Source organism: uncultured Sunxiuqinia sp. (genome assembly GCF_947495665.1).
GTDB lineage: Bacteria > Bacteroidota > Bacteroidia > Bacteroidales > Prolixibacteraceae > Sunxiuqinia > Sunxiuqinia rutila.
In genome coordinates, this window is the sequence record NZ_CANLZV010000002.1 from 510,252 (window position 1) to 530,853 (window position 20,602).

The 20,602-nt window shown below is 46.2% G+C and carries 15 protein-coding genes; all 15 read right to left on the reverse strand.

The window, feature by feature from the left end:
• Positions 1 to 18 precede the first annotated feature (18 nt).
• The 15 genes from Q1A18_RS04915 to Q1A18_RS04985 all read right to left on the reverse strand — a co-directional run bounded on the left by Q1A18_RS04915 (position 19) and on the right by Q1A18_RS04985 (position 20,540).
• Positions 19 to 1,323, reverse strand: coding sequence for a glycosyltransferase family 4 protein (locus tag Q1A18_RS04915; protein ID WP_299577811.1), 1,305 nt, complete (start codon positions 1,321 to 1,323; stop codon positions 19 to 21).
• A gap of 110 nt (positions 1,324 to 1,433) precedes the next feature.
• Positions 1,434 to 2,537, reverse strand: coding sequence for a PQQ-binding-like beta-propeller repeat protein (locus tag Q1A18_RS04920; protein ID WP_299577812.1), 1,104 nt, complete (start codon positions 2,535 to 2,537; stop codon positions 1,434 to 1,436).
• A 90-nt stretch (positions 2,538 to 2,627) separates the two neighbouring features.
• Entirely contained in the window at positions 2,628 to 4,196 is a 1,569-nt protein-coding gene (locus Q1A18_RS04925; protein ID WP_299577813.1) for an FAD-dependent oxidoreductase, read from the reverse strand.
• Positions 4,197 to 4,232: 36 nt separating this feature from the next.
• Positions 4,233 to 5,315 (reverse strand): SGNH/GDSL hydrolase family protein, encoded by a 1,083-nt coding sequence (locus Q1A18_RS04930; protein ID WP_299577814.1) that lies wholly within the window; start codon positions 5,313 to 5,315, stop codon positions 4,233 to 4,235.
• 28 nt (positions 5,316 to 5,343) lie between these two features.
• The gene (locus tag Q1A18_RS04935) at positions 5,344 to 7,698 is read right to left on the reverse strand and encodes an NAD(P)H-dependent oxidoreductase subunit E (RefSeq protein ID WP_299577815.1); all 2,355 of its coding nucleotides are present in this window, start codon (positions 7,696 to 7,698) and stop codon (positions 5,344 to 5,346) included.
• A gap of 6 nt (positions 7,699 to 7,704) precedes the next feature.
• Positions 7,705 to 9,579, reverse strand: coding sequence for a PQQ-binding-like beta-propeller repeat protein (locus Q1A18_RS04940; RefSeq protein ID WP_299577816.1), 1,875 nt, complete (start codon positions 9,577 to 9,579; stop codon positions 7,705 to 7,707).
• Positions 9,580 to 9,589: 10 nt separating this feature from the next.
• On the reverse strand, positions 9,590 to 10,843 hold the full coding sequence (locus Q1A18_RS04945; RefSeq protein ID WP_299577817.1) for a 4Fe-4S binding protein: 1,254 nt from the start codon (positions 10,841 to 10,843) through the stop codon (positions 9,590 to 9,592).
• A gap of 14 nt (positions 10,844 to 10,857) precedes the next feature.
• Positions 10,858 to 11,454 (reverse strand): hypothetical protein, encoded by a 597-nt coding sequence (locus Q1A18_RS04950; RefSeq protein ID WP_299577818.1) that lies wholly within the window; start codon positions 11,452 to 11,454, stop codon positions 10,858 to 10,860.
• Between the two features lie 180 nt (positions 11,455 to 11,634).
• Positions 11,635 to 12,606, reverse strand: a complete 972-nt coding sequence (locus Q1A18_RS04955; RefSeq protein WP_299577819.1) for a hypothetical protein — start codon at positions 12,604 to 12,606, stop codon at positions 11,635 to 11,637.
• Positions 12,607 to 12,648: 42 nt separating this feature from the next.
• Positions 12,649 to 14,070 carry a PQQ-binding-like beta-propeller repeat protein gene (locus Q1A18_RS04960; protein WP_299577820.1) on the reverse strand — a complete coding sequence of 474 codons (1,422 nt, stop codon included), beginning with the start codon at positions 14,068 to 14,070 and terminating at the stop codon, positions 12,649 to 12,651.
• Between the two features lies 1 nt (position 14,071).
• On the reverse strand, positions 14,072 to 15,313 hold the full coding sequence (locus tag Q1A18_RS04965; RefSeq protein ID WP_299577821.1) for a PQQ-binding-like beta-propeller repeat protein: 1,242 nt from the start codon (positions 15,311 to 15,313) through the stop codon (positions 14,072 to 14,074).
• Between the two features lie 50 nt (positions 15,314 to 15,363).
• Entirely contained in the window at positions 15,364 to 16,578 is a 1,215-nt protein-coding gene (locus Q1A18_RS04970) for a PQQ-binding-like beta-propeller repeat protein (protein ID WP_299577822.1), read from the reverse strand.
• A 401-nt stretch (positions 16,579 to 16,979) separates the two neighbouring features.
• Positions 16,980 to 18,326 (reverse strand): Gfo/Idh/MocA family oxidoreductase, encoded by a 1,347-nt coding sequence (locus Q1A18_RS04975; protein ID WP_299577823.1) that lies wholly within the window; start codon positions 18,324 to 18,326, stop codon positions 16,980 to 16,982.
• Positions 18,327 to 18,353: 27 nt separating this feature from the next.
• The gene (locus Q1A18_RS04980; protein WP_299577824.1) at positions 18,354 to 19,193 is read right to left on the reverse strand and encodes a sugar phosphate isomerase/epimerase; all 840 of its coding nucleotides are present in this window, start codon (positions 19,191 to 19,193) and stop codon (positions 18,354 to 18,356) included.
• Between the two features lie 12 nt (positions 19,194 to 19,205).
• Entirely contained in the window at positions 19,206 to 20,540 is a 1,335-nt protein-coding gene (locus Q1A18_RS04985; protein ID WP_299577825.1) for a DUF1080 domain-containing protein, read from the reverse strand.
• Positions 20,541 to 20,602 lie beyond the last annotated feature (62 nt).

Consider the following 20,602-nt stretch of genomic DNA (forward strand, 5'->3'; position numbering starts at 1 on the left):
TTGAGGGTAAAAAACAACTCAATAGCGATATTCTTCTTTGGCAGTTACCTCCTGATAGATATCCACCAACTTTGCAGCTTGCTTGTGGATATCAAAATGCGCTTTGACCCCTTCCTGCCCTTTGGTGCTTAATTCACTCAGTTTTTCCTTATCCAGAATGATGCTTTTCCAGGCCTTGGCGAGTTTCTTGGCACTGTTGGGATGATAAATCAAGCCACCTTCCGACAAGCCAACCACTTCGGGGAAAGCCCCTAGTTCAGGCTGAACAAGCGGAATTCCGGATGCCAGAGCTTCCAGCTGGTATAAACCAAATGCTTCGCCATTCAATACCGGAACAGTTAATAGGGCAACGGTATCGAAGAAATTTTGTCGCGAAGGATTTTCAAATTCTTCAACCCATAAAACATCATCTTCAAGCTTGGCTGCTGCAATTTTCTTTTTTTGTTGTTTGATAAAGCTGGTATCGTCATTGGTTTTCCCTCCGGTAATCTTCAGCTTCACCGCCTGGTAAGCTTCATCTTCCTTGAGGTGAATAAAGGCATCAACCAAAATGCCCAGGCCATTTTCTTCGCACATGCGCGAGATATAACCAATTACCGGTTCCTTGTCTTCAACCGGTTTGATGGGATAATCGGCTGAATCCACCCCAATATGATTGATAAACAACTGGTCCGGATGGATATGCATTTGTTTTTTCATTTCCCGGGCATAAAAATCGCTGACCGATACAAAGGCATCCACTTCACGTCCCCGTTCTTCCATCAATTGCCAAACCTCTTCGCGGTGCTGATCACTCATCACATCCACCCACACATCTTCGTCCTGCAGCGAGCACACCACCGGAATATTCATTTCCTGCTTAATGCGTCTCGCCAATCCCAGCAGCAGTGCATTGGACAGATGAACCACATCCGGCTTGGCTTCATCCCGCAACCATTCCACCAAACGCTCCAGTTCCCCTCGCTGCAGGCCTTCTTCACCCAGCAACATTGAAACCGTCATTTCCTCCAGCCCTTTTGCCCGGGTTGATCCCGCATTCTGGGCTGCCAGGTGCAAGATGGATTTTGAGTTCAGCATTTTATCCACAAAAGTGGGAAGATGCCGAAAAACCGGAAAGCGTTGTTTCAGGTAAATGTCTACTGCCCCATAAAAGACAGGAACTTCATTTAAATCATGTGCATCTTCAAATAAAGGCAGGTAGAGCGGTACCTTTATCACTTCCTGTCCTAAGTCCTGCAGGGCTTTCATGTATTTACTGTCGCGAAGGCAGTTACCGCAGTAAAAACTGCCCCCTGATCCTGGAATGATGTGTGCGATTTTCATGATTTTTTGCTTTTATTTTGAAGTCATTTCAAACACGTTCCAGATTCTGTTTTCTTATGGCATTCCTCATGAATACAATTCAGAGTAACACGCATGCTATCGGCCAAATATCATTTTTCTCCCAAAATATAAATCCGCCCGTCATTGGCTCCGATGATGATTTTTCCTTGATAAAATGCCGGCGAACTTACCATCTGACTTCCTATTTCGTAACTCCAAAGCTCTTCTCCCGTTTCCAGGGCATGCATGAACAGCATGCCGTCCATCGTAGCAGTAACAACCTTGCTACCGACAATTACAGAAGAGGAGTTAATTCGATTGGATAAACGCTTTGTCCAGACTAATTTACCATCTTTTCGTTGAAAACAATAGAGTTGGCGGTCTTCATTTCCCAAAACAATGTAGTTGGCCGAAACGGCCGGAGAAGCAATAAATGGCAAATTCTTTTCCGGATCATCGTAAGTCCAGCTTACAATTCCGTACTCGAGATCAACGGCAAAAAAGCGTCCATCATAATCGCCTACATAGGCTTCATGCCCCACAATGGCTGGTGATGAAGCAACATAAGTTGATAATTCAATCTTCTTTTCCACCTGTCCGGTCTCCAGATTGACCAAATGCAAAAAGCCATCACAGCCACCAAAAACAACCTTGTTTTTATACAAGGCCGGGGCCCCGTTGATGAAATTATCTGACTCATATTTCCACAGATTATGACCGTCTTTCAGATCAACTCCATGCAGAAAGTAATCATAGCTTCCAACGGCCACCACGGTTTGCTCTGCTCCTTTGTGCCAGTTGGCCGAACCAATAATCTGGTTGTCGGTTTTGTATTTCCACACCAACCCGCCATCAGTTTGATTCAAACAAAAAAGCCATCCATCCAGCGATCCAAAGAGGACTTTGCCATCCAGTAAAATGGCCGGCGCCTCAATGGCATTCTCCGCATCAAATTTCCACAATAAATCTCCGTTTAGCTTGAATGCATAAAAAAATCCATCGGTAGATCCGCAATACACCGCACCATCTTTTACCACTGGCGATGCCTTGATATCATCGTCGGTTTGAAAGGAGGCTATGAGCTGCAATGAGCTTGACAGCTCAGAGTCCACTGAAGCAGTTAGCTGCTGGTTGCCCCGAAAGATGGGCCATTCGCTTTGTGCAAACAGGCTACTGGTTAAAAGAAGTAAGAAAATTACGAGTTTACCCTTCATGTCTTTTCTGTTTCAATTGCTGATTTGCTTTCATCCTATTTCCGGCCTTTCATTTCTTATCCCAAAACAATTTTGGAAGCTTTAGCCGTTTTATAATTGTTCCTCGGTGTCAGTTTTTGCTAATGCTCCAGTTGGGCATTTCTCGGCCACCAAAGCAGCCGTTTTTTCCAAGGCTTTTTCTACCGATTCTGAAAATGGTACACCAATTCGAACATCGAATCCACGACCAATAAAGGAAAAACCAAAAGTTTCCTGGTACTGTTGCGTAAGGCGCACACAAATACCGCACTTGATGCACTTGCCCGGTTCATAAACAATGTTTTGCGGCGCGAATTCCTTGCGAATCACAAAACGTTCATCGTACTGGAAACGTCTTTGCTCAGCACCATAACGATCTGAAAGCTCGCGCAGTTTGCAGCTTTCGGGGTTTCGGCAGTCGCAGTGCAGGCAGCGCCGGGCTTCAGCAACAGCTTCTTCCCTCGTGAAACCTGTCGCTTTTCCTCTGCTGGCTTGCCAACGTTTTTCATCCACCGATTCTTTCAAGTATTCAGCAAACTCCGGTTCGCTCAGCTTCCCGAATTTAGAGTTAAACCGGCTGGGGTAACCCTTCAGCTCCATGGTTTCAAACCATTCATTCAACACCCAGGCCAGCTCCTTGCCTTGTCCTACCGAACGCACAGCCAGCTTGGAAGGTCTCAAAGCATTGCCTATAGCAAATACTTTGTCGATGGATGTTTGGTAAGTCGTTTTATCCACCTGGACCCCGTTTTTTGACAACAGCAAGCCCTTGTCCTTCCATAGGTCTGCTTGCGCGCCAACAGCAAGTACTATGGCGTCATACGCTTGCTGAAGCTGCTCAAATTCTGCAGTACCAATTGTTGAATTGTAGTTAATTTGAATCCTCGAATTCAGGATGGAGGCCAATTCAGCCTCCATTACCTTGGTAGGCAGAACTTCCTCCTTAATCTGAAGTAAATCACCTCCGGCCTTCTCATTCTTTTCAAAAAGAACGACCTGATGCCCTGCTTTATTCAGATAAAAAGCGGCAGCCAAACCGGCAGGGCCCGCACCAATAATCGCTACTTTCCTGTCTGTTTTTGTTTCTTGCAGAACCGGCACAACTCCTTTGTTCAATTCTTGGTCTGCAGCAAAGCCTTTCAGCAGACAGATGGAAACCGGCTGATCCAGCTGCTTGCGGCGGCAACCCGCCTCGCAAGGTGCCGGACAGATGCGTCCAAGGATGGCGGGCAAAGCAATGTCACGCTTCACCACTTCAATGGCCTTCGCATCATTACCTGCCGCTATCAGCCGGTTCATCAACGGAATATTCATATGCGCCGGACAAACCAATTGACAAGGCGCTTCGCAGTCGCCAACATGCTCACTCAGCAGCAGTTCCAGCGAAGCTTTCCGCGACTCTTGACATTCGGCATCGTCTGTAATGATTTCCATGCCCTCCATGGCTGGCATGGAGCACGAAGCCATTAACCGGCCATTGCGTGCATCCTTGACCAAACAAACCATACAAGATGTAAAATGCCCGGTTCCTTCCAGATGGCACATCGTTGGGATGTCAATCTGCAGCGAACGAGCCGCATCCAAAAGCGTGGTGCCTTCCGGAACGTCCAGGACTTGATTATTGATTTTAAGTTTAACCATTCGGTTTATATTGAATTCTGTCAATCAGCAAATAAGCTATTTGATCAATTTTCGTATCACCGGATAAAGGTTCTCAGCCATGTGTTTAAAACCCAGATCGGTCAGGTGTACCCCGTCAACAGTGGCTTCCTGATCATCCCCAATCAAGTCATCGGCTTTTTGATAATAAATCTTCCGATCACCTTTGGCTTTTTGTTCCTTGTAAATTCGGGTTAAGGTTTCATTTTTATCCTGAAGCAGGGTAAAAACAGACTGATCAAAATGCCTGTGAGGGAAAAGAATTGTTTCGACAAGCAAGATTGGTGTTTCCGGATTATTTTCCCGTACAATCTCGATGAAGCGGGCATATTTCTCGTTCATCTGAGCGACTGAAACATTGGGCAAACAATCAATCACAAAGCATGATGCATCAATGGTAGCCATCGCCTCAGCCACTTCCAAATCAAGCTGACCATTTCCACTGAATCCCAAATTAATGATTTCCTTATCCATCATGCGTGATAAAATGTTGGGGTAAGACATACCCGCACGCGAAGCACATCCGCCTTGAGTGATGCTGGTTCCATAGAAAACAACCGGTTTTCCTTTTTTAGGCGAATCAACTTGTGCCTGCTCAATAAGGGCTGCGGGCTCAACACCAATTTCAAGCTTTCTCAACCCGTCGTAAAGTGGCAAATAAAGCATGTATTCATTCATTTCGCCAGCCATATTCTGAATAATCATGGCAGTTGTTTCCTTACCGGTTGGACGTGCTGAGTTGACAAACTGCCACTGACCATCTTTCAAACAATACAAATCCATCCCTTTGATGCCGGTCATGGTAAAGTGGTTCATGAATACGTCTCCTGTAACTTCCCAGCGAGCAGCGATTGCCGATGAATTGGTTTTAAAGCGAATGGCCAGCCCACTGCAGTTTTGAGACAAAGACCAAACCGGTGGCCGGGTTACTCCTTCCAGGCTTGCGGGTAGTCTGGAGTAAAGGGTTGGCGTATCTTCAAAACCTTTTCCTATTAATTGAAACGCATCTGCGTTCAAATATTTCATGTCCTCCAGGTTTGTTGTCGTTCCCATACATGTTCCCGATAAAATCAACATCACAAATACCATCAAATTTTTCATTCTATATACTCTATTTAATTAAATTAGTTTATTTCACATCCACGGCATCAACCGGACAAACCTGCCGACACGCATCGCATTTGATACATAAATTCATATCAACCGAATGCTTCTTGTGAGGCTCAAACTTAATCGCTTCCACCGGGCATTTCTGAGCACATTTGGTGCAACCAATACACTCATCGTTGATTGAATAACTGATCATCTCCGTGCATTTTCCTGCCGGACAACGACCTTCGATGTGTGCTTCATATTCTTCGTAAAAATAGTGCAGGGTGGTAATAATCGGGTTTGGAGCCGACTTTCCAAGGTTGCACAAGCTACCCTTTTTGGTCCAGTCAGCCAAATATTTTAGTTCTTCCAGGTCTTTCTTATTCCCTTTTCCTGACGTGATTTTAGTCAGGATATCCAGCATGCGCTTGGTTCCTACACGGCAAAAGGTACATTTTCCGCACGATTCTTCCTGAGTAAATGACAGGAAGTAGTGGGCAATATCAACCATACAGTCGTCTTCATCCAGAACCACCAACCCGCCTGAGCCCATCATGGCTCCCACTTCGATCAGCGATTGGTAGTCAATCGGTGTATCGTACAAGGAAGCCGGAATACAACCACCTGAAGGACCTCCCACCTGAACGGCTTTGAATTTTTTCCCGTTCTGCACGCCTCCGCCAATTTCCTCCACAATTTGCCGGATAGTAATCCCCATTGGCACCTCAATCAGTCCGCCACGATTCACCTTTCCGGTCAGCGAGAATACCTTTGTTCCTTTGGAATTCTCGGTTCCAATGGCATTAAAATGCTCCTTCCCTTTTCGGATGATGTAGGATACCTGAGCAAAAGTTTCTGTATTGTTTATGAGCGTTGGCTGTCCCCACAGGCCTTTTTGTGCCGGAAATGGTGGCCGAATGGTTGGGAAACCGCGATTTCCTTCGATGGAAGCCATCAAAGCAGTTTCTTCGCCACAAACAAAAGCACCGGCTCCTTCATAAATCTGAATATCGAAATTGAAGCCTGCACCAAGAATATTTTCGCCAACCAAATTTTGCTCCCGGCAATTAATGAGCGCTTGCCGAATGCGGGTAACTGCTAATGGATATTCCGCACGGATGTAGAAATAACCGTCGGTAGCCTGCACGGCATAAGCCGCAATCAACATTCCTTCAATCACCCGATAGGGGTACGATTCCAGCAGCATCCGATCCATGAAAGCTCCGGGATCACCTTCATCGCCATTGCAAATCAAGTATTTCTTTTCCCCTTGCTCTTTGGCTACCAATTCCCATTTCAAGCCGGTTAAAAAACCCGCACCGCCGCGTCCGCGCAAGCCACTGTCTTTGACCGTTTGAATGATCTCCTGCCGGTTCATTTGCAGTACTTTCTGCAAGGCTTCGAAACCACCATAGCTGCGATATTCATCCATATCCAACGGATTGATCACCCCGCGGTGTTCCGTGGCAATGGGCAACTGACGGTCCAAAAAGCTGGAAACCATTTCATCACGCACGTCAATGGCATAGCGGTCAACGCCTTCCCATACTTCATCCGTTTGTAATTTTTCCAGCAGGTTGTAGGCCTTATTCCGAACCCGTCCCAGCAGGCTCTTCGACTTAAAATGCGTGTTGACAATGTCGGCTATTTCATTGGGCTTAACCTTCGCATAAAGCTTGCTTTGCTTGTTTTCATCAATAACTTCCACCAAGGGAACCTGATGACACATTCCCACACAACCAACATTTTTAAGTTGCAGGTTGATGCCGGTGCCCTCAATGGTTCGTTCAATTTCTTTTTTAACATCTTCGCTGCCGCTGGCCACACAGCAAGAACCCAGGCCAATTCGAATCTCACCCTGAAACTCGCTCCCATCGGCATGCCGGAATTTGCTTTTGTTGCCCACTTTGCCAACCTGGCTTTCAAAATCCTGAATAACCGAGCCCACCTTGTCAGTAGTTACATGCCCGTAAGTGACATCGTCAACCTGAACGACAGGGGCCAGCGTACAACAGCCCAGACAGGCCACTTTTTCCAGCGTATATTTTCCTTCAGCATCCGTTTCTTCCGAGCCTGTTAATTTGAAGTGACGCTTAAAAGCATCGTACACCTGCATGGCTCCTTTCACATGACAAGCCGTTCCCACGCACACTTTAACCAAGTGCTGTCCGGCAGGTTGCATCCGAAATTGCGAATAAAAGCTGGCCACACCTGTTATATTTTCCGGGGTAATTTCTGTCGTTTCGCATACATGTTTCAAGGCTTCTTCCGGCAAATAATTAAATTCATTCTGAATAGCCTGCAAGATGGGGATCAACGCCTTTTTCGTATTCCCCTTTTGCTGTACGATTTCGTCAACCCAGTGAATGATATGTTGAGTTTCTTCTGTCATTTCAATCTATTTTCCGATGCAATACAACTGGTCGAAACCACGCAAATACATTTTACCATTCGCAAATACCGGTGAGCAAACCGATTTTTCACCCAGCGACGATTCCGCAACCAACTGGAACTCCTTGCCCAGTTTGATCACATGCAGGTTACCTCCCATATCCATCACATACACCTTTCCATCGGCATATACCGGCGAAGCATAAATACCGTCACCATATTCCTGCTCCCAATATTTCGTGCCGTCTTTGGCATCGTAACAAGCTACCACGCCATAACTGGTTGCAATAATCAGAAAACCATCCACCGCCAAGGGGCTAGCTACTTCAGGCAAATACTCGCTGTCTTCCCAAATAAGTTCCGCCGTTTCTCCCAACTTAATGGCTGCTAATGTTGCATACTCATTTGCGGCATAAACCACGCCATCGGCATAGCCCACCGAGGGACCAACTTCGCCCATCATGACATCCATTTTCCAGAGCTCTTCGCCTGTTTCCGGGTCATAACCCGCTACCAAAGGCTCGCCGGTTAAAACCACCTGCATCTTCCCATTGACTTCTGCCAATACCGGCGAAGCCCACGAAATGCGTGCATCACGTTCTGTTTCCCATTGAGAAGATCCATCAGCTGTTGCTAAAGCCATCACTTTGGCTCCGCGGTTGGTATCGTATTGAATAATTAGTTTGTCTTTGTAGATGATCAGCGAGGATGAATGCCCGTAATGATTATCTGGTACGCCCAGGTTTTTGGCCCACAAACGCTTTCCAGAGAAGTCAAGAGCCAGCAAATCGCCTGTACCAAAAAGGGCAAAAACCGCTGCTCCATTGGTTGCCATAGTTGGAGCTGCCAGTCCGGTATCTTCTGTCACTTTAGGCAATTTCGCGGGTGAACCCGGAATCTGGTCGGCTTTGGCTTGCCAGAGTAATTCTCCTGTTGATGCCTGATAGCAATAAACTTCCCGGGCCTCATTGTCAGCTCCGGAAACAAACAGCTTGTCATTCCACACAATGGGTGAATTATAGCCATGCTTGGGTATTTTCACTTGCCACAATACACCATTTCCCGAAGCGATGTCGAACTGTTCAGGCGTGTTTGCTTTAAAGGCAATGCCATCGGCTTGTGGCCCTCTGAAAAACGGGTAATTGGCCCGCCACTGCTCCTGACTGGGAATAGCCGCATTGGCTTTGGCCGGAGCCTTAACCGGCTCTGTTTTTGGTTCGTCCACTTTTTCAGCCGCAGGTTCCGTTTTCTGAATATCTTCAGAAGCTGCTTGCTCTTTCGTATTCAGGTCTTCCGGACTTGTGTTTTCAACAGCCACTTCTGCCGGTTTTTCAGCAACGGGAAGCACTTCAATCACTTCAACATCGGATGGTGACTGGGTTTCGGCAACGACAGCCGGCTCATAGCTATCCAGTACATTATTCGACAAAAAACCTGCACCCAAAGCCAGAATAAACAGGCCCATTCCGGAGTAAACAAGCCACTTTCGTGCCAGCTGCTTATCCAGAAAAGCATCCTTTTCAATGCTCTCCATTTCCTCCAGCCCCGGACGAAGTGATTTCAGGTAGCGAACAGCCAGCACAAATAGCAGTAAACCAAAAATCAACAAATACGCACCGGTTCGAATTTGCCACTGGCTGGTGAAATACGCTTTCCGAATCAACAAATCGAGCGAACGAATATTTTCTTTCAGCACCTCATCATTCGGATTGTCGTGCAAGCGCTCGACCAACGATTGCAAGGCCGGACTTTCCAGCGGATCAACTGATTTTAGCTGCAAATAGTTCGCAATCAGCATCACACTAACAATCAGGCTAAAAAGGGCAGCAAACCAGGCCAAGCCTCTGGCCAGACTCATTTTATCTTTTAGGGTCAGGTTCATCTTTTTCATTTTATTTCTTCACCGGACAATAATCCATGCATCGTCCGCAGCTTAAACAGTTCGTTTTATCAGGTTCGTAATCGTTTCGGGTTCGGTGCGATGCCAGTTTCAGCAAGGTCAGGCCAACCACCAGGCCCATGAAACCTCCCAGTATCCAGCCTCCCCAGTAAAACTGACTCCGGATTTCTTTGGCTTCAGTAACCAGTTGATCCATCGACTTCCCGGACTGCATGAATGCCCGGGCATCAATGTGTTCGGTATCTTGTTTTAGTTCCGGATGTGCGACCAATTGTTCGGCCAGGTAAACCGTTTTATTGAACTTAGCCAAAGGCACATGCAGCATTGAACCGGCCAAACCCCCAATACCAATCCACAAGGGAATGAAAATCAAATAAGTCATCAGGCGTTGTACATTCGAACGCCGGCTTCCCTGCTCTTCTACAGGCTCATCAATAGCCCCAAACGGACAGGAGTTGGCACACAGTTTACATTGAATGCAATTGCTGGGTGTAATTTTCATGTGCTTGGTTGAGAAGGCAGACATCCACCCCAACAAAACACCGTAAGGGCAAAAGAAGCGGCAATATGGCCGTGCTACAAAAATGCCGACCAGCAGAAATAAACCGCCCAACAACAACATTTGAAATTCGGCATCGAAGCGGAACAGCCCAACAAACGGATCGTAGCGACAAATCAGAAATTCCGACTTGGTGGCTGCGTACAACACGGCTAAAGCCAAATACAGGTAAGGAATCATTCCCAGTACCTTTTGCAGCCATTTGGGGATTTCGATGGGGCGAAAGGCAACCAAGTCCTGAATAGCGCCCAGGGGACAAACTCCGGCACAAAAAGTCCGTCCGTAGAAAAGAGTTACCACCAAAGGGATAACGAAGAAAGCCAGTGCAGTAAATGGCAACACATAAGCAGGGTCGAACAACGCTAAAGTAATATTCTGAATGGAGCCGATAGCACAAATGCAGCCCTCGCGGAAAAACCCAAAATAAAGCAAGGCAAACACAGAGGTCCACATCACCCCTCGGCGCGAGCGCTTTTTCACCACAAACCACGTGGCGATCGCCAAGGTGGCAATAAGCATAAAAACATCCAGGTATTCTAAAAACAAGGCACGCGGTGCAGCTTGCAAAGTGATTGGCTGCAAATAACCCGTTTCAAATTCAGGCTTGGGAAACCGCTGTTGTGCCCAGGCAGGCAGGCTGAGCAGCAAAGCTGTAAGAGTAAATAGTATTTTAGAGATTCGGTTCATTGGTTTTTCATTCTTTAGGCCGGGTTGGACGAGGCTGTTCCTTGCGAAAAATCGCCCTTAATTTTATAGGGATTACTTGCCGGCACGCGTTCAAAAGCATCTGCCGGACAAACGCGTGCGATGGAACATTCGTTGCAATTCACACACAAATCATGGCGTACCTGCAGGTGCAAGGAGCCGTTGCCAAAAGAGGTACAGCCTTCCACACATTTCGCGCATCCGAAACATAATTCTTCGTCAATTTCATATTCGAAATAAGGATCTTCAACAAACTTTCGTTTGATGGCTGCTGTGGGGCACAATTGGTTCTCTGCCGCAGTTGACCGGGCATTCGCATCGGGTTTGAGGTAACCACCACACAAATCGCAGTACCCGCACAGATCGTAGGCATGCACACATTTTACAGCCGAAGGTGTTACCACACAATAGTCGGCACAACGCCCACAGTACACACACTTGAACGGATCGAGCTGCCATACGTAATCATCGGCACTAACCTTGAGGGCAGCAAAACCGGCAACACCTGCCAACGACGCGCCCAAAGTCAGTCTCATCCCTTTTTGGATGAACTCACGCCGATTCGGTTTCTGATGTTCTTGCTTATCGCTCATCGTTTTTGCTTTGTTTGGCTTTATCTAAATCACACCCATTATACAAGGAGCAAGATTTGCACCCGCCCTCTGCAGAACAGCTAAAATCGACCTTGTTGCGTTTAACTAGAAACAGCGTTCCTCCAACCATCCCGATTAATATCCCCAGCTGTAACCCCTTTGTTATAAACTCTTTTCGATTCATTCCTCGTTTTCTTTAGGTTGAAAGATACGCACTTGTTTGCGACTGAAGTCCAGTAAGATCACTCGTCCGTTGTCATCCACACATACGTCCGGAGCCGGAGAATCTTCATCAAACTGGTTGGGAGCAGCCACCACACCAAGGTATTCCCCGTGCTGATCGTAAACTTTTACCCGCACAATTCCTTTTTCGCTGGTAACAAACCGATCTTCGGTCATCATGGCCATATGTGCCGGATTGCAACATCCGCTAAACCCCTCGGTTTGAACCGATGAAACGGTCCATGAGCTGCGCATGGAGCCATCAGCATTGAAATTTTCCAGACTATGCCTTCCCGGGTCAACCGCCCACAGGTAATCTTCTTCATTCAGGTCAATGTCGAAATACGGGCTTGGAATAACGAATCCGGGCACTGCTTTCTGCTCGTTTTCAGCCCCAATTTCCTGAATCAACTCACCCGTTGGCGAACATTGGTAAATAAGCCGGTTTCCGGCATCAGCCACATACACATACCGGGGTGAAACAGCTAGCGAGGTAATTACCGAGCGGTCATTGTATGCCGGCCAGCGTTGGAGCTCCTGTCCTTTCTGATCTAGGGAAACAACTTGATTGTTCAAGGCCAGCCAAAGCTGATCTGCCACCGCAATGGCAGTAGGTTCAGCATCCAGCTGTATATTTTGCAGTAGTTGCCCCTGTTCATTCAGAAGAATCAGGCTGCTGTCGGCAATCACATAAATAACCCCATCTTTATAAGCAATTCCTTTGGGCTGATTGACCTTGAGTTGCAAAACTTTTTGTTCCTTGTAAATAATTGCCGAAGGATCAACGGTTGTGTATTCACTAACATCAAAGGCATAGGGATTCTCAATGTGCTTGCCACTTCGATTAACCACAAAATCACGCGCAATAATAATCGCAATGCCTGCAGCCATCAACACTAAAATCAAATTAACCAGCTTTTTGTATTTCATGTGTCCTTAGTTGTTTCAATTTCTAAATCCCCCAACCCCTTATTATTTACTAATATCCAGGCAAACCATCTTTTTTGAATCACGCATCAAAAGCCGCCCGTCGGCAATAGCCAAGGGGCCCCAGGCATCGTGTCCATCCAGTATCTTTTTTTGTGCCAACTGGATGTATCTGTTCGTATCCGGTTTGATCATTGTCAAGGTGCCATCATCATCCAATATGTACATTTTATCATCTGCAATGATATAGGGTCCCAGGCCAAAACGGGCCTCCTTTCCCGATGTCCAAACCATCGTCTGCACATCATCCGGACTGACGCAAACCAACTGGTTCCGGTTGGCTCCCCCATCCTTGGGCAAAATACCAAACAGGTGTCCTTTCCAGAAAATGGGTGTTTGTTGTTCACAAGCCAATCCCTCCTTGGGTTTATACTCTGTCAGCACTTCAACAGCAAATCCATCATCTTCCGGCACCAGTTGAATCATCATGCTACCGGCCCCGTAGCCCGCCGTTAGAAAGACTCGTCCATCGTCGAAAATAACCGGCGAAGGGGCCACCACTGAATGGTTCCAGGCATTGGATTCCCAAAGCACTTTGCCCTCGTTTTCCCCATCGGCAGCTATTCCACAAACGCCGCCATCGGCACTATACACATACATTTTACGTCCATTGAAATCCATAGGCAAAATGGACGAATGCGACATTTTCCACTGCATGGTGTTGGGGCATTCCCATAAAATCTCACCCGAATGAATGTCGACCGCCATCATGATTGTACTTCCGCCCGGCGCTAAAATTACCTTGTCGCCATCCACCAAGGGGCATTGTGCGGTGTACCACTGCGGAATTTCCGTTCCATAGTTTTTTACCATATCCAGCCCCCACACCAAATCGCCGGATTTGCGTTCGACACACATCACATGACAACGCGGACCAATAGAAACCACATAATCTTCGGTAACTGTTGGAACTGTTCGCGACATCCCATGATTCCGCTTAACATGTACGCCATACGACCGACGCCAGATTTCCTGTCCATCGATCAGTGAAAAGCAGCGCAAAGCATCTTCACGGGTCTCTTCGTCGTAATCAAGCACATACACCTCACCCTTGTAGATCGCAGGGCCGGCGTGCCCTTCGCCCAATTCTACCGACCATAAAATCTCCGGCTCATTGGGCGTCCAACTGTCTTTCAGGTTTTGTTTTTCAGAAACAATGTTGTCAAAATTCTCCCCCCGAAACCGGGACCAGGTTCCCTCCATTTCCGGAGCCTGATGATCAAATAAATTGAAGTTTTCACCAATCTGAATGATCTCCTGCACCAGGTTTCCCTCCTGCCGGTTGTCGGCCCCTGGTAAGCTTACCTGCAAGTTTTCGGTTGGGTCTTTCGACAACCAAAAAAACAGAGCGGCCAATCCCGCAAGAACAGCTAATCCAACAACTGAATGTATAAGCGATTTCTTCACACTAAGCCTTTATATTATATACCATCAGCACATCGCCATGCCTTAGGAATAGTTTGCCATCATAAATGTATGGGTGCGCCCAGTGCGGACCTGCCCCTTTTTCAATTCGGAATGAGCTGATCACCTCGAAGCCTGCAGGATCGGGTTTTACCAAAGCAACATTTCCACGTTGCTCCTCATAGATGTAAAATAGTCCGTCAGCATAAACCATTGCTCCCTTGGTATTCCAAGGCGTATCGTAAGCAATTTCGCCTGTTTCCCAATTTTTACACAGCCAGTTTCCTTTGCGATTGTTTTCCCAGTTCGATCCATAGATGTAACCATCCAATTCAATCATTCCATGGTGGTGATTGTCAAAAACAGTGTCGGTATACACTTCTTCAAAAGCCATTTTATCACCGTTTATCTTCAGCATTTTGGCCGGATAATCATATCCCATCGACAAGAATATTTCGTCGTCCTTGCACAAGGGCACGTTGGTCCAGATCAGGCCGGGCTGGTCCGACCACTTGTCATGCTCATAGTATTGATAAGTCATTTTTACTTCGCCGTTTGCCGGGTCCAGCGCAATGAGATGGGTGGCTGTAACCGCCAAAACATAGTGTTTCCCTTGGTAATTGAGGGTTGTTGCCGAAGCATAAGCCCGTTGTCCGCCAACGCTTGTTGTTTTCCAGATTTCTTCACCGGTTAGCTTATCAAAGGCCACCACGGAAGTTTCCTGGCCGCCAGGCGTGCAAATCACCTTGTTATCAACAATCAGTGGCGATTCTGAAACACCCCAAATATGCCACTCCGATTTGTAATCCCGATCGACATTCACTTTCCAGTTAATCGCTCCGGTCTCCGCATTCAAACAAACCAATTCTCCAATTCCGCTGATGATGTAAATCCGGTCATTTTCAATGGTTGGCGTGCTTCGGGTGTCCGGAAACGACTTTTTCCAGGATTCGCCATAAGCCACTTGCCATTTCTGATTGCCTTCAAAATCGAAGCAAGTCAGGTAATCCAAGGTATCAATCATACCCGATGCGTAAATGTAATCGCCATTGGTAATTACCGATGAATAGCCTTTCCCAATACCTTCAAGCTGCAACAAGAGCTCAGGTCCGGTTTCGGGCCATTCCTTTAATAAACCGGATTCCGGAAACTTGCCATCGCGATTGGGCCCACGAAATTGGTAAACTTGTGCTTCAACAAACACACTTAAACATAGCGCCAGCTGGAGAATCAGTATCTTTTTCATTTGTTAGTTTTTTATTGGGTTTAGGCCAGATCTTCCGTATATTTTGAAAACTAAGCGGATATTTTGTAAGCAATCAGAGACTTTCCATGACGGACATACAGCACGCCGTTATGAACTACCGGATGTGCCCAGTGCTGAGCCGTTCCGTATTGCACTTTGGTTGCTGAGATAATATCCAGTTTCTCCGGATTTGGATTCACCAAAACCAACTCTCCCCGATCGGAATAAATGATAAACTTATCTGCTGCCATGATGATTGCGCCATTGCCAATTTCTTTCGAGTTCCACATTTCCTGTCCGGTTGCATAATCGAAGCAAAACCAGCCACGTGACTTGTGACCAGAGGCGTAAACGTAACCGTCAACAATTTCGGCTCCTCCCATTTGGTTGTCCATTTTTTCGGTACTCCAAACTTTTGTTATTGCCGAACCATCCTCGTTTAAAGCCAGTTTCACGCATCCCTGCCCGTAACCGGTAATGAAGAACAAGGCACCATCTTCAAAAATGGGCGTATTGGGATGAATGTTGTATTGATTTGGAAAGGGATAATTCCATAGCAGCTTTCCATCTTCGGTGTCTACAGCAATAATCTGATCGCCCGTGTGTGTTACCAGCAGCTGGCGCTGAGGCAGTTTAACCAGCTTTGGAGTACAATATGCTGAAAGTTGTCCTTTACCGGCACTCTTCCAAATTAAGTCTCCATTCATGCGGTTCAAAGCCACAACATTGTATTCCTTACCCCCTGGCGTAAAATATACTTTCTCGCCGTCAACAACCACCGACTCGGTAAAGCCAAAGCGAATGTTCTCGGCACCAAAATCAGCTCCCAGTTCTTTATTCCATAAAATTTTTCCGGTTTGCCAGTTCAAGCAAACCAATTCGCCATACCCGGTTGAGATATAGACCAAATCTCCGACAATCGTTGGCGTTGGTCGTGCTCCGGGATAGCTGACTTCAAACTCTTTTCCATATTGAACCTTCTTTTCAAAGTTTCCTTTTTCATCGAAAATGTTCAGATACCCCATTTCATCCTCCATGCCTGTGCAGTAGATTTTACTGTTGGCAAAGGCCGGTGTGGAGTAACCAGTGCCCAGCGCATCATAGTGCCAAAGCACTTCAGGGCCATCAGCAGGCCATGATGCCAGTAAATTGGGGGCAGGGTATTTGGCTTCCGAGTTTTCGCCCCGCCATTGAGTAGGTTGTTGGGCAAGGGCACTTAAGGAAAAAAGTACACAAAAGAGTAAGGTTGTCAAGCGGTTTCTCATGGTTTTTCTGTTAGTTAAATCAAACGCTCTCAAATTTATTAAGGAAAGACCAAACCGCATAGCCACCTTGCAAATTTAACAAGGTTCTAAATAGTTACATTTATTAACAAGTATTATGATACCTAAAGAATCAACAAAAGACTGGAATACTGACAAGTACGAAAAAATCATTTCTGCAAAAAAGTAGATAACAAACGATTCTTACACCCTGTTTGAGAAACATCAACGACTCAACTTCTGTAAAACCAGGAGGGAAGGTGCCCATCCGCTATCTTTCTGAAATGAAAAAAGCAGCCAGAATATAAACTATAGTTATTCGGAAATTCAATAACTCTTTTTCAGCAAGACACAAAAAAAGCTCCCGGATAACCGGAAGCTTTCAAAACAATTCGTTTTTCTATTTATAATTTGGGTTCCCAACCAGGCTGGTATTCCCGATCCCATAATTTCATGGCATCACGGTCATAAATATGTCCGTTTTGCGTGTTGACATCAAATGATTTTCCAGTGCGATAAGCAATATTGGCGTAGTGAGTCAGCATTTGGCTTTTCGCTCCCATATCAATCGGTGAATTTAACAAGCTGGATTTTCCCCGGATGTTATCGAAAAAATTAAGAATATGCATGTCAGTCATGTCGCCTCCGCCACCAAGGGCTGTACCGGCTTCATTACTGGCCGATTTGCTGTCGCGCACCAGTTTGCCGCCACGATCAAACAATTTGTAGCCACCACGATCGACATAAACAGAACCTTCAGTACCGTAAATGATGGTTCCGCGCCCTGAGCCATAGGTGCTGTAGCTATTACGACTTTTGCCATCCCACACAATTATCTTGTTTCCGGGGAAACGGAAGCTGGCATCCATGGTATCATACATTTCCCAGCCATCGTTCAGGAAATGACGTTTGGCTGCCTGCACATCAACATGCTCAGGATAGTCAACCTGCAACGCCCAGCGGGCAATATCCAATTCGTGAGTGGCATTGTTCCCCGTTTCAGCTGTTCCCCAGTTCCATCCGTACCAGTGCCAGTTATAGTCCCAGGTGTCGTGTCGATAAGCTTCATGCGGTGCCGGTCCTTGCCACAAATCCCAATCCAACCCTTCGGGAACGGGAGCTTTTTTAGGAACCGGAACTTCGCCCCGCTGGTTCGAATAGAAAGCAACAGCGCGGTAAACGTCACCAATTTCACCATCATGAATTGCTTTTATAATGGCAATTGATTCGCGAGCTGAACGCTGCTGGTTCCCCATTTGTACCACCTTGTTGTACTTCTTTTGAAAATGCACCAGTAACTCACCCTCACGCGGACTATGGCTACAAGGTTTTTCAATATACACATGTTTGCCTGCCTCCATGGCCATCCATGTTCCGGGAGCATGCCAATGATCGGGTGTTGCATTGAAAATGGCATCTACTTTCTGATCAGCAAACACTTCACGAATATCGCTGACCAGCTTGGCTTTACCACTTACTTTGCCATTCAGGTCTTTGGCTACCTTTTCGCGCTGACTTTTCATGACATCGCAAATGTAAGCCAGATCAATATTGTTGTTTTTATCTTTTACCGCATTGTAATACGCGCCAACCCGGCGACCACAGCCCATGTAGGCTACTTGTAACCGGTCGTTGGCTCCAATAATCCGGGAGTAGCTTTTAGCTGACATTCCCATGGCTGATCCACCCAGTGTAATTCCCGCAGCTCCTACTGCTGCTTTTCGTAAAAAGTCTCTTCTGTTTGAACTCATTTTCTTTTGATTTATTTGTGATTAGGTTTATTGTATCGTTGCTAAAATTCCTTTGACATAGCCCATTGATTCGGCCATACCTACAAACGGATCATCGCCATCTTTTTCATATTCAAGCGCGACAACGCCATCGTAACCCAAATCGACCAAGTCATTCAAAAACTGATCGAAGTCGATGACTCCATGCCCAATTTCGCAGGTTGAACCATCATGGTTCGCCTTGGTAACATCTTTAATATGAATGTCCAGCACCCGGTCATAAAAGTCTTTGACATCTTGCGAAGGACTACGACCAATACGCTTGGTGTGGCCAATATCAATACACAAGCCCATGCGTGGATCCATGTCTTTAATCAATACATAAGCGCTTTCAGCACTTGGATACAGCTTATCGCCAGGCCCATGGTTGTGAATGGCCAATTTGATGTCGTATTCTTTCACTTTATTTTCAACATAGGGAAGCAATTCATGCAAAGGAACACCAACAATCATGTCCATTTCAGCTTTCTTAGCATATTCAAATGCCTGATCTACTTCAGCCTCCGTTTTCATATAAATAACGCCTCCAGCGTATAAATCCACGCCTGCTGCTTTGCTTTTCTGAATGGCTTCAGCAATTTCGGCATCTGTAGCGTCCAACTTTAAATGAAAGCTTTTAAAAGCGATGTAGTCAGCCCCCAATTGCTTGGTAAACGCCAGTGTTTTGTCGGTATCAAATTTTCGGAGCGAATAGGAAGCCACGCCCAACTTAAATTTGATTTCTTTTTTCACTTCCTCGGTTGCCGGTTTTTGTGCCGATTGACAGGAAACCCCTAGAGTCATCACGGCAATCAATAGGACAAGTAGTCCACTTGTTCGTTTAGTCATTGTTTATATGATTTATAGTTTTCGAATTTTCAGACTTCTGAAATGCACTTCATCCTGGTGATCCTGCAGTAGAATCGGGCTTTCTTCCACCAAGCCAAAATCCTTGTATTCTGCATATTTACTGCGGGCAACCAAGGCGCGAAAAATATTGGAATCAATGGTGTACTCCACAACTTTAATTCCGTTGAGCCAATGCTCCACCCGATTGTCGGGATAAACTACCAGGCGACCACGGTTCCACTGACCAACCGGTTTCACAAAACGGCCCTCGGTTTCTGAAGGAATTAAATCATACAACGAAGCCATTTTCCGGTTTCCAACTGCTCCCTGATTGGCATCAGGATGATTGGCATCGTCCAAAATCTGGTACTCCAGTCCAATGCTTGGTCCGTTGTTTCCGGTGCGGTATTTAATTCCGCTATTGGCCGCTTTGGTCAGTTTAAACTCAAACTGAAAATCAAACGCCTTGAATTTTTCGGTAGTAACAATGTCGCCCGGACGTTTTGCCACTTCATTTTTTGACAAAATGACCAACTCACCATCTTTCACTACCCAGCCTTTATCGGGGAATTGATCGGCCGAAGCGCTTTTCCATCCGTCTGTTGTCTGGCCATCGAACAACAATTCGAATCCTTGCTTTTTCTCAGTTTCAGAAAGCTGGTTAGGCAACATGTTTACCACAAACACATCGTCCATGGGCGTCAGTTTCACATCTTTTGTTTTGATGCGTACATTCCGCCATTTAATCTGACGGCCGGCCTGGTCGGCTTTATTGATGGAGTGAACCTGCAAAGCAATGAACCCTTTTGAGGTCATGTCATCAATTAAGTGCGCAACAGGCTTGCCATTTAAAAAGGTACGCATATCGTTTCCTACACATTCAATCCGATACAGGTTCCATTCGCCATTGCGAAAAGCCTTTCCTCCTTCCGGATTAAAAGTACAAGGATATAGCCAGCCACGGCGGGCTTCATCGTAAATACCCCCACTCCATGCCCGTGCCGAAGGATCAACTTCGCATTGGTAGCCATGCACGCGTCCATTGTTGTAATCCGCCTTGCTCAAGCTCCGGAACTGAATTCCGGAATTCATCCGGTCATCAACTTTAAGCTCCACTTCTAAAATAAAGTCGCCATAATCCTTTTCTGTTGTTAGAAACGAATTGGGCGTATTGGCAACAGTGGTGCCTACAATTACACCATTAACCACTTCGTACTTTGCTTTTCCATTCAGCTGTTTCCAGCCCGACAGGTCTTTCCCGTTAAAGAGGTACTCCCATCCGTCTGCCTGACCGGCAAACAAAAAGGAACTCATAAAAACCAAAAGTGTTGTCAATCGAATTTTCATAACTGTATTATTGATTTAATTTCTTGTAAATTGTCGTGAACGATAACGAATTTATAAAAATA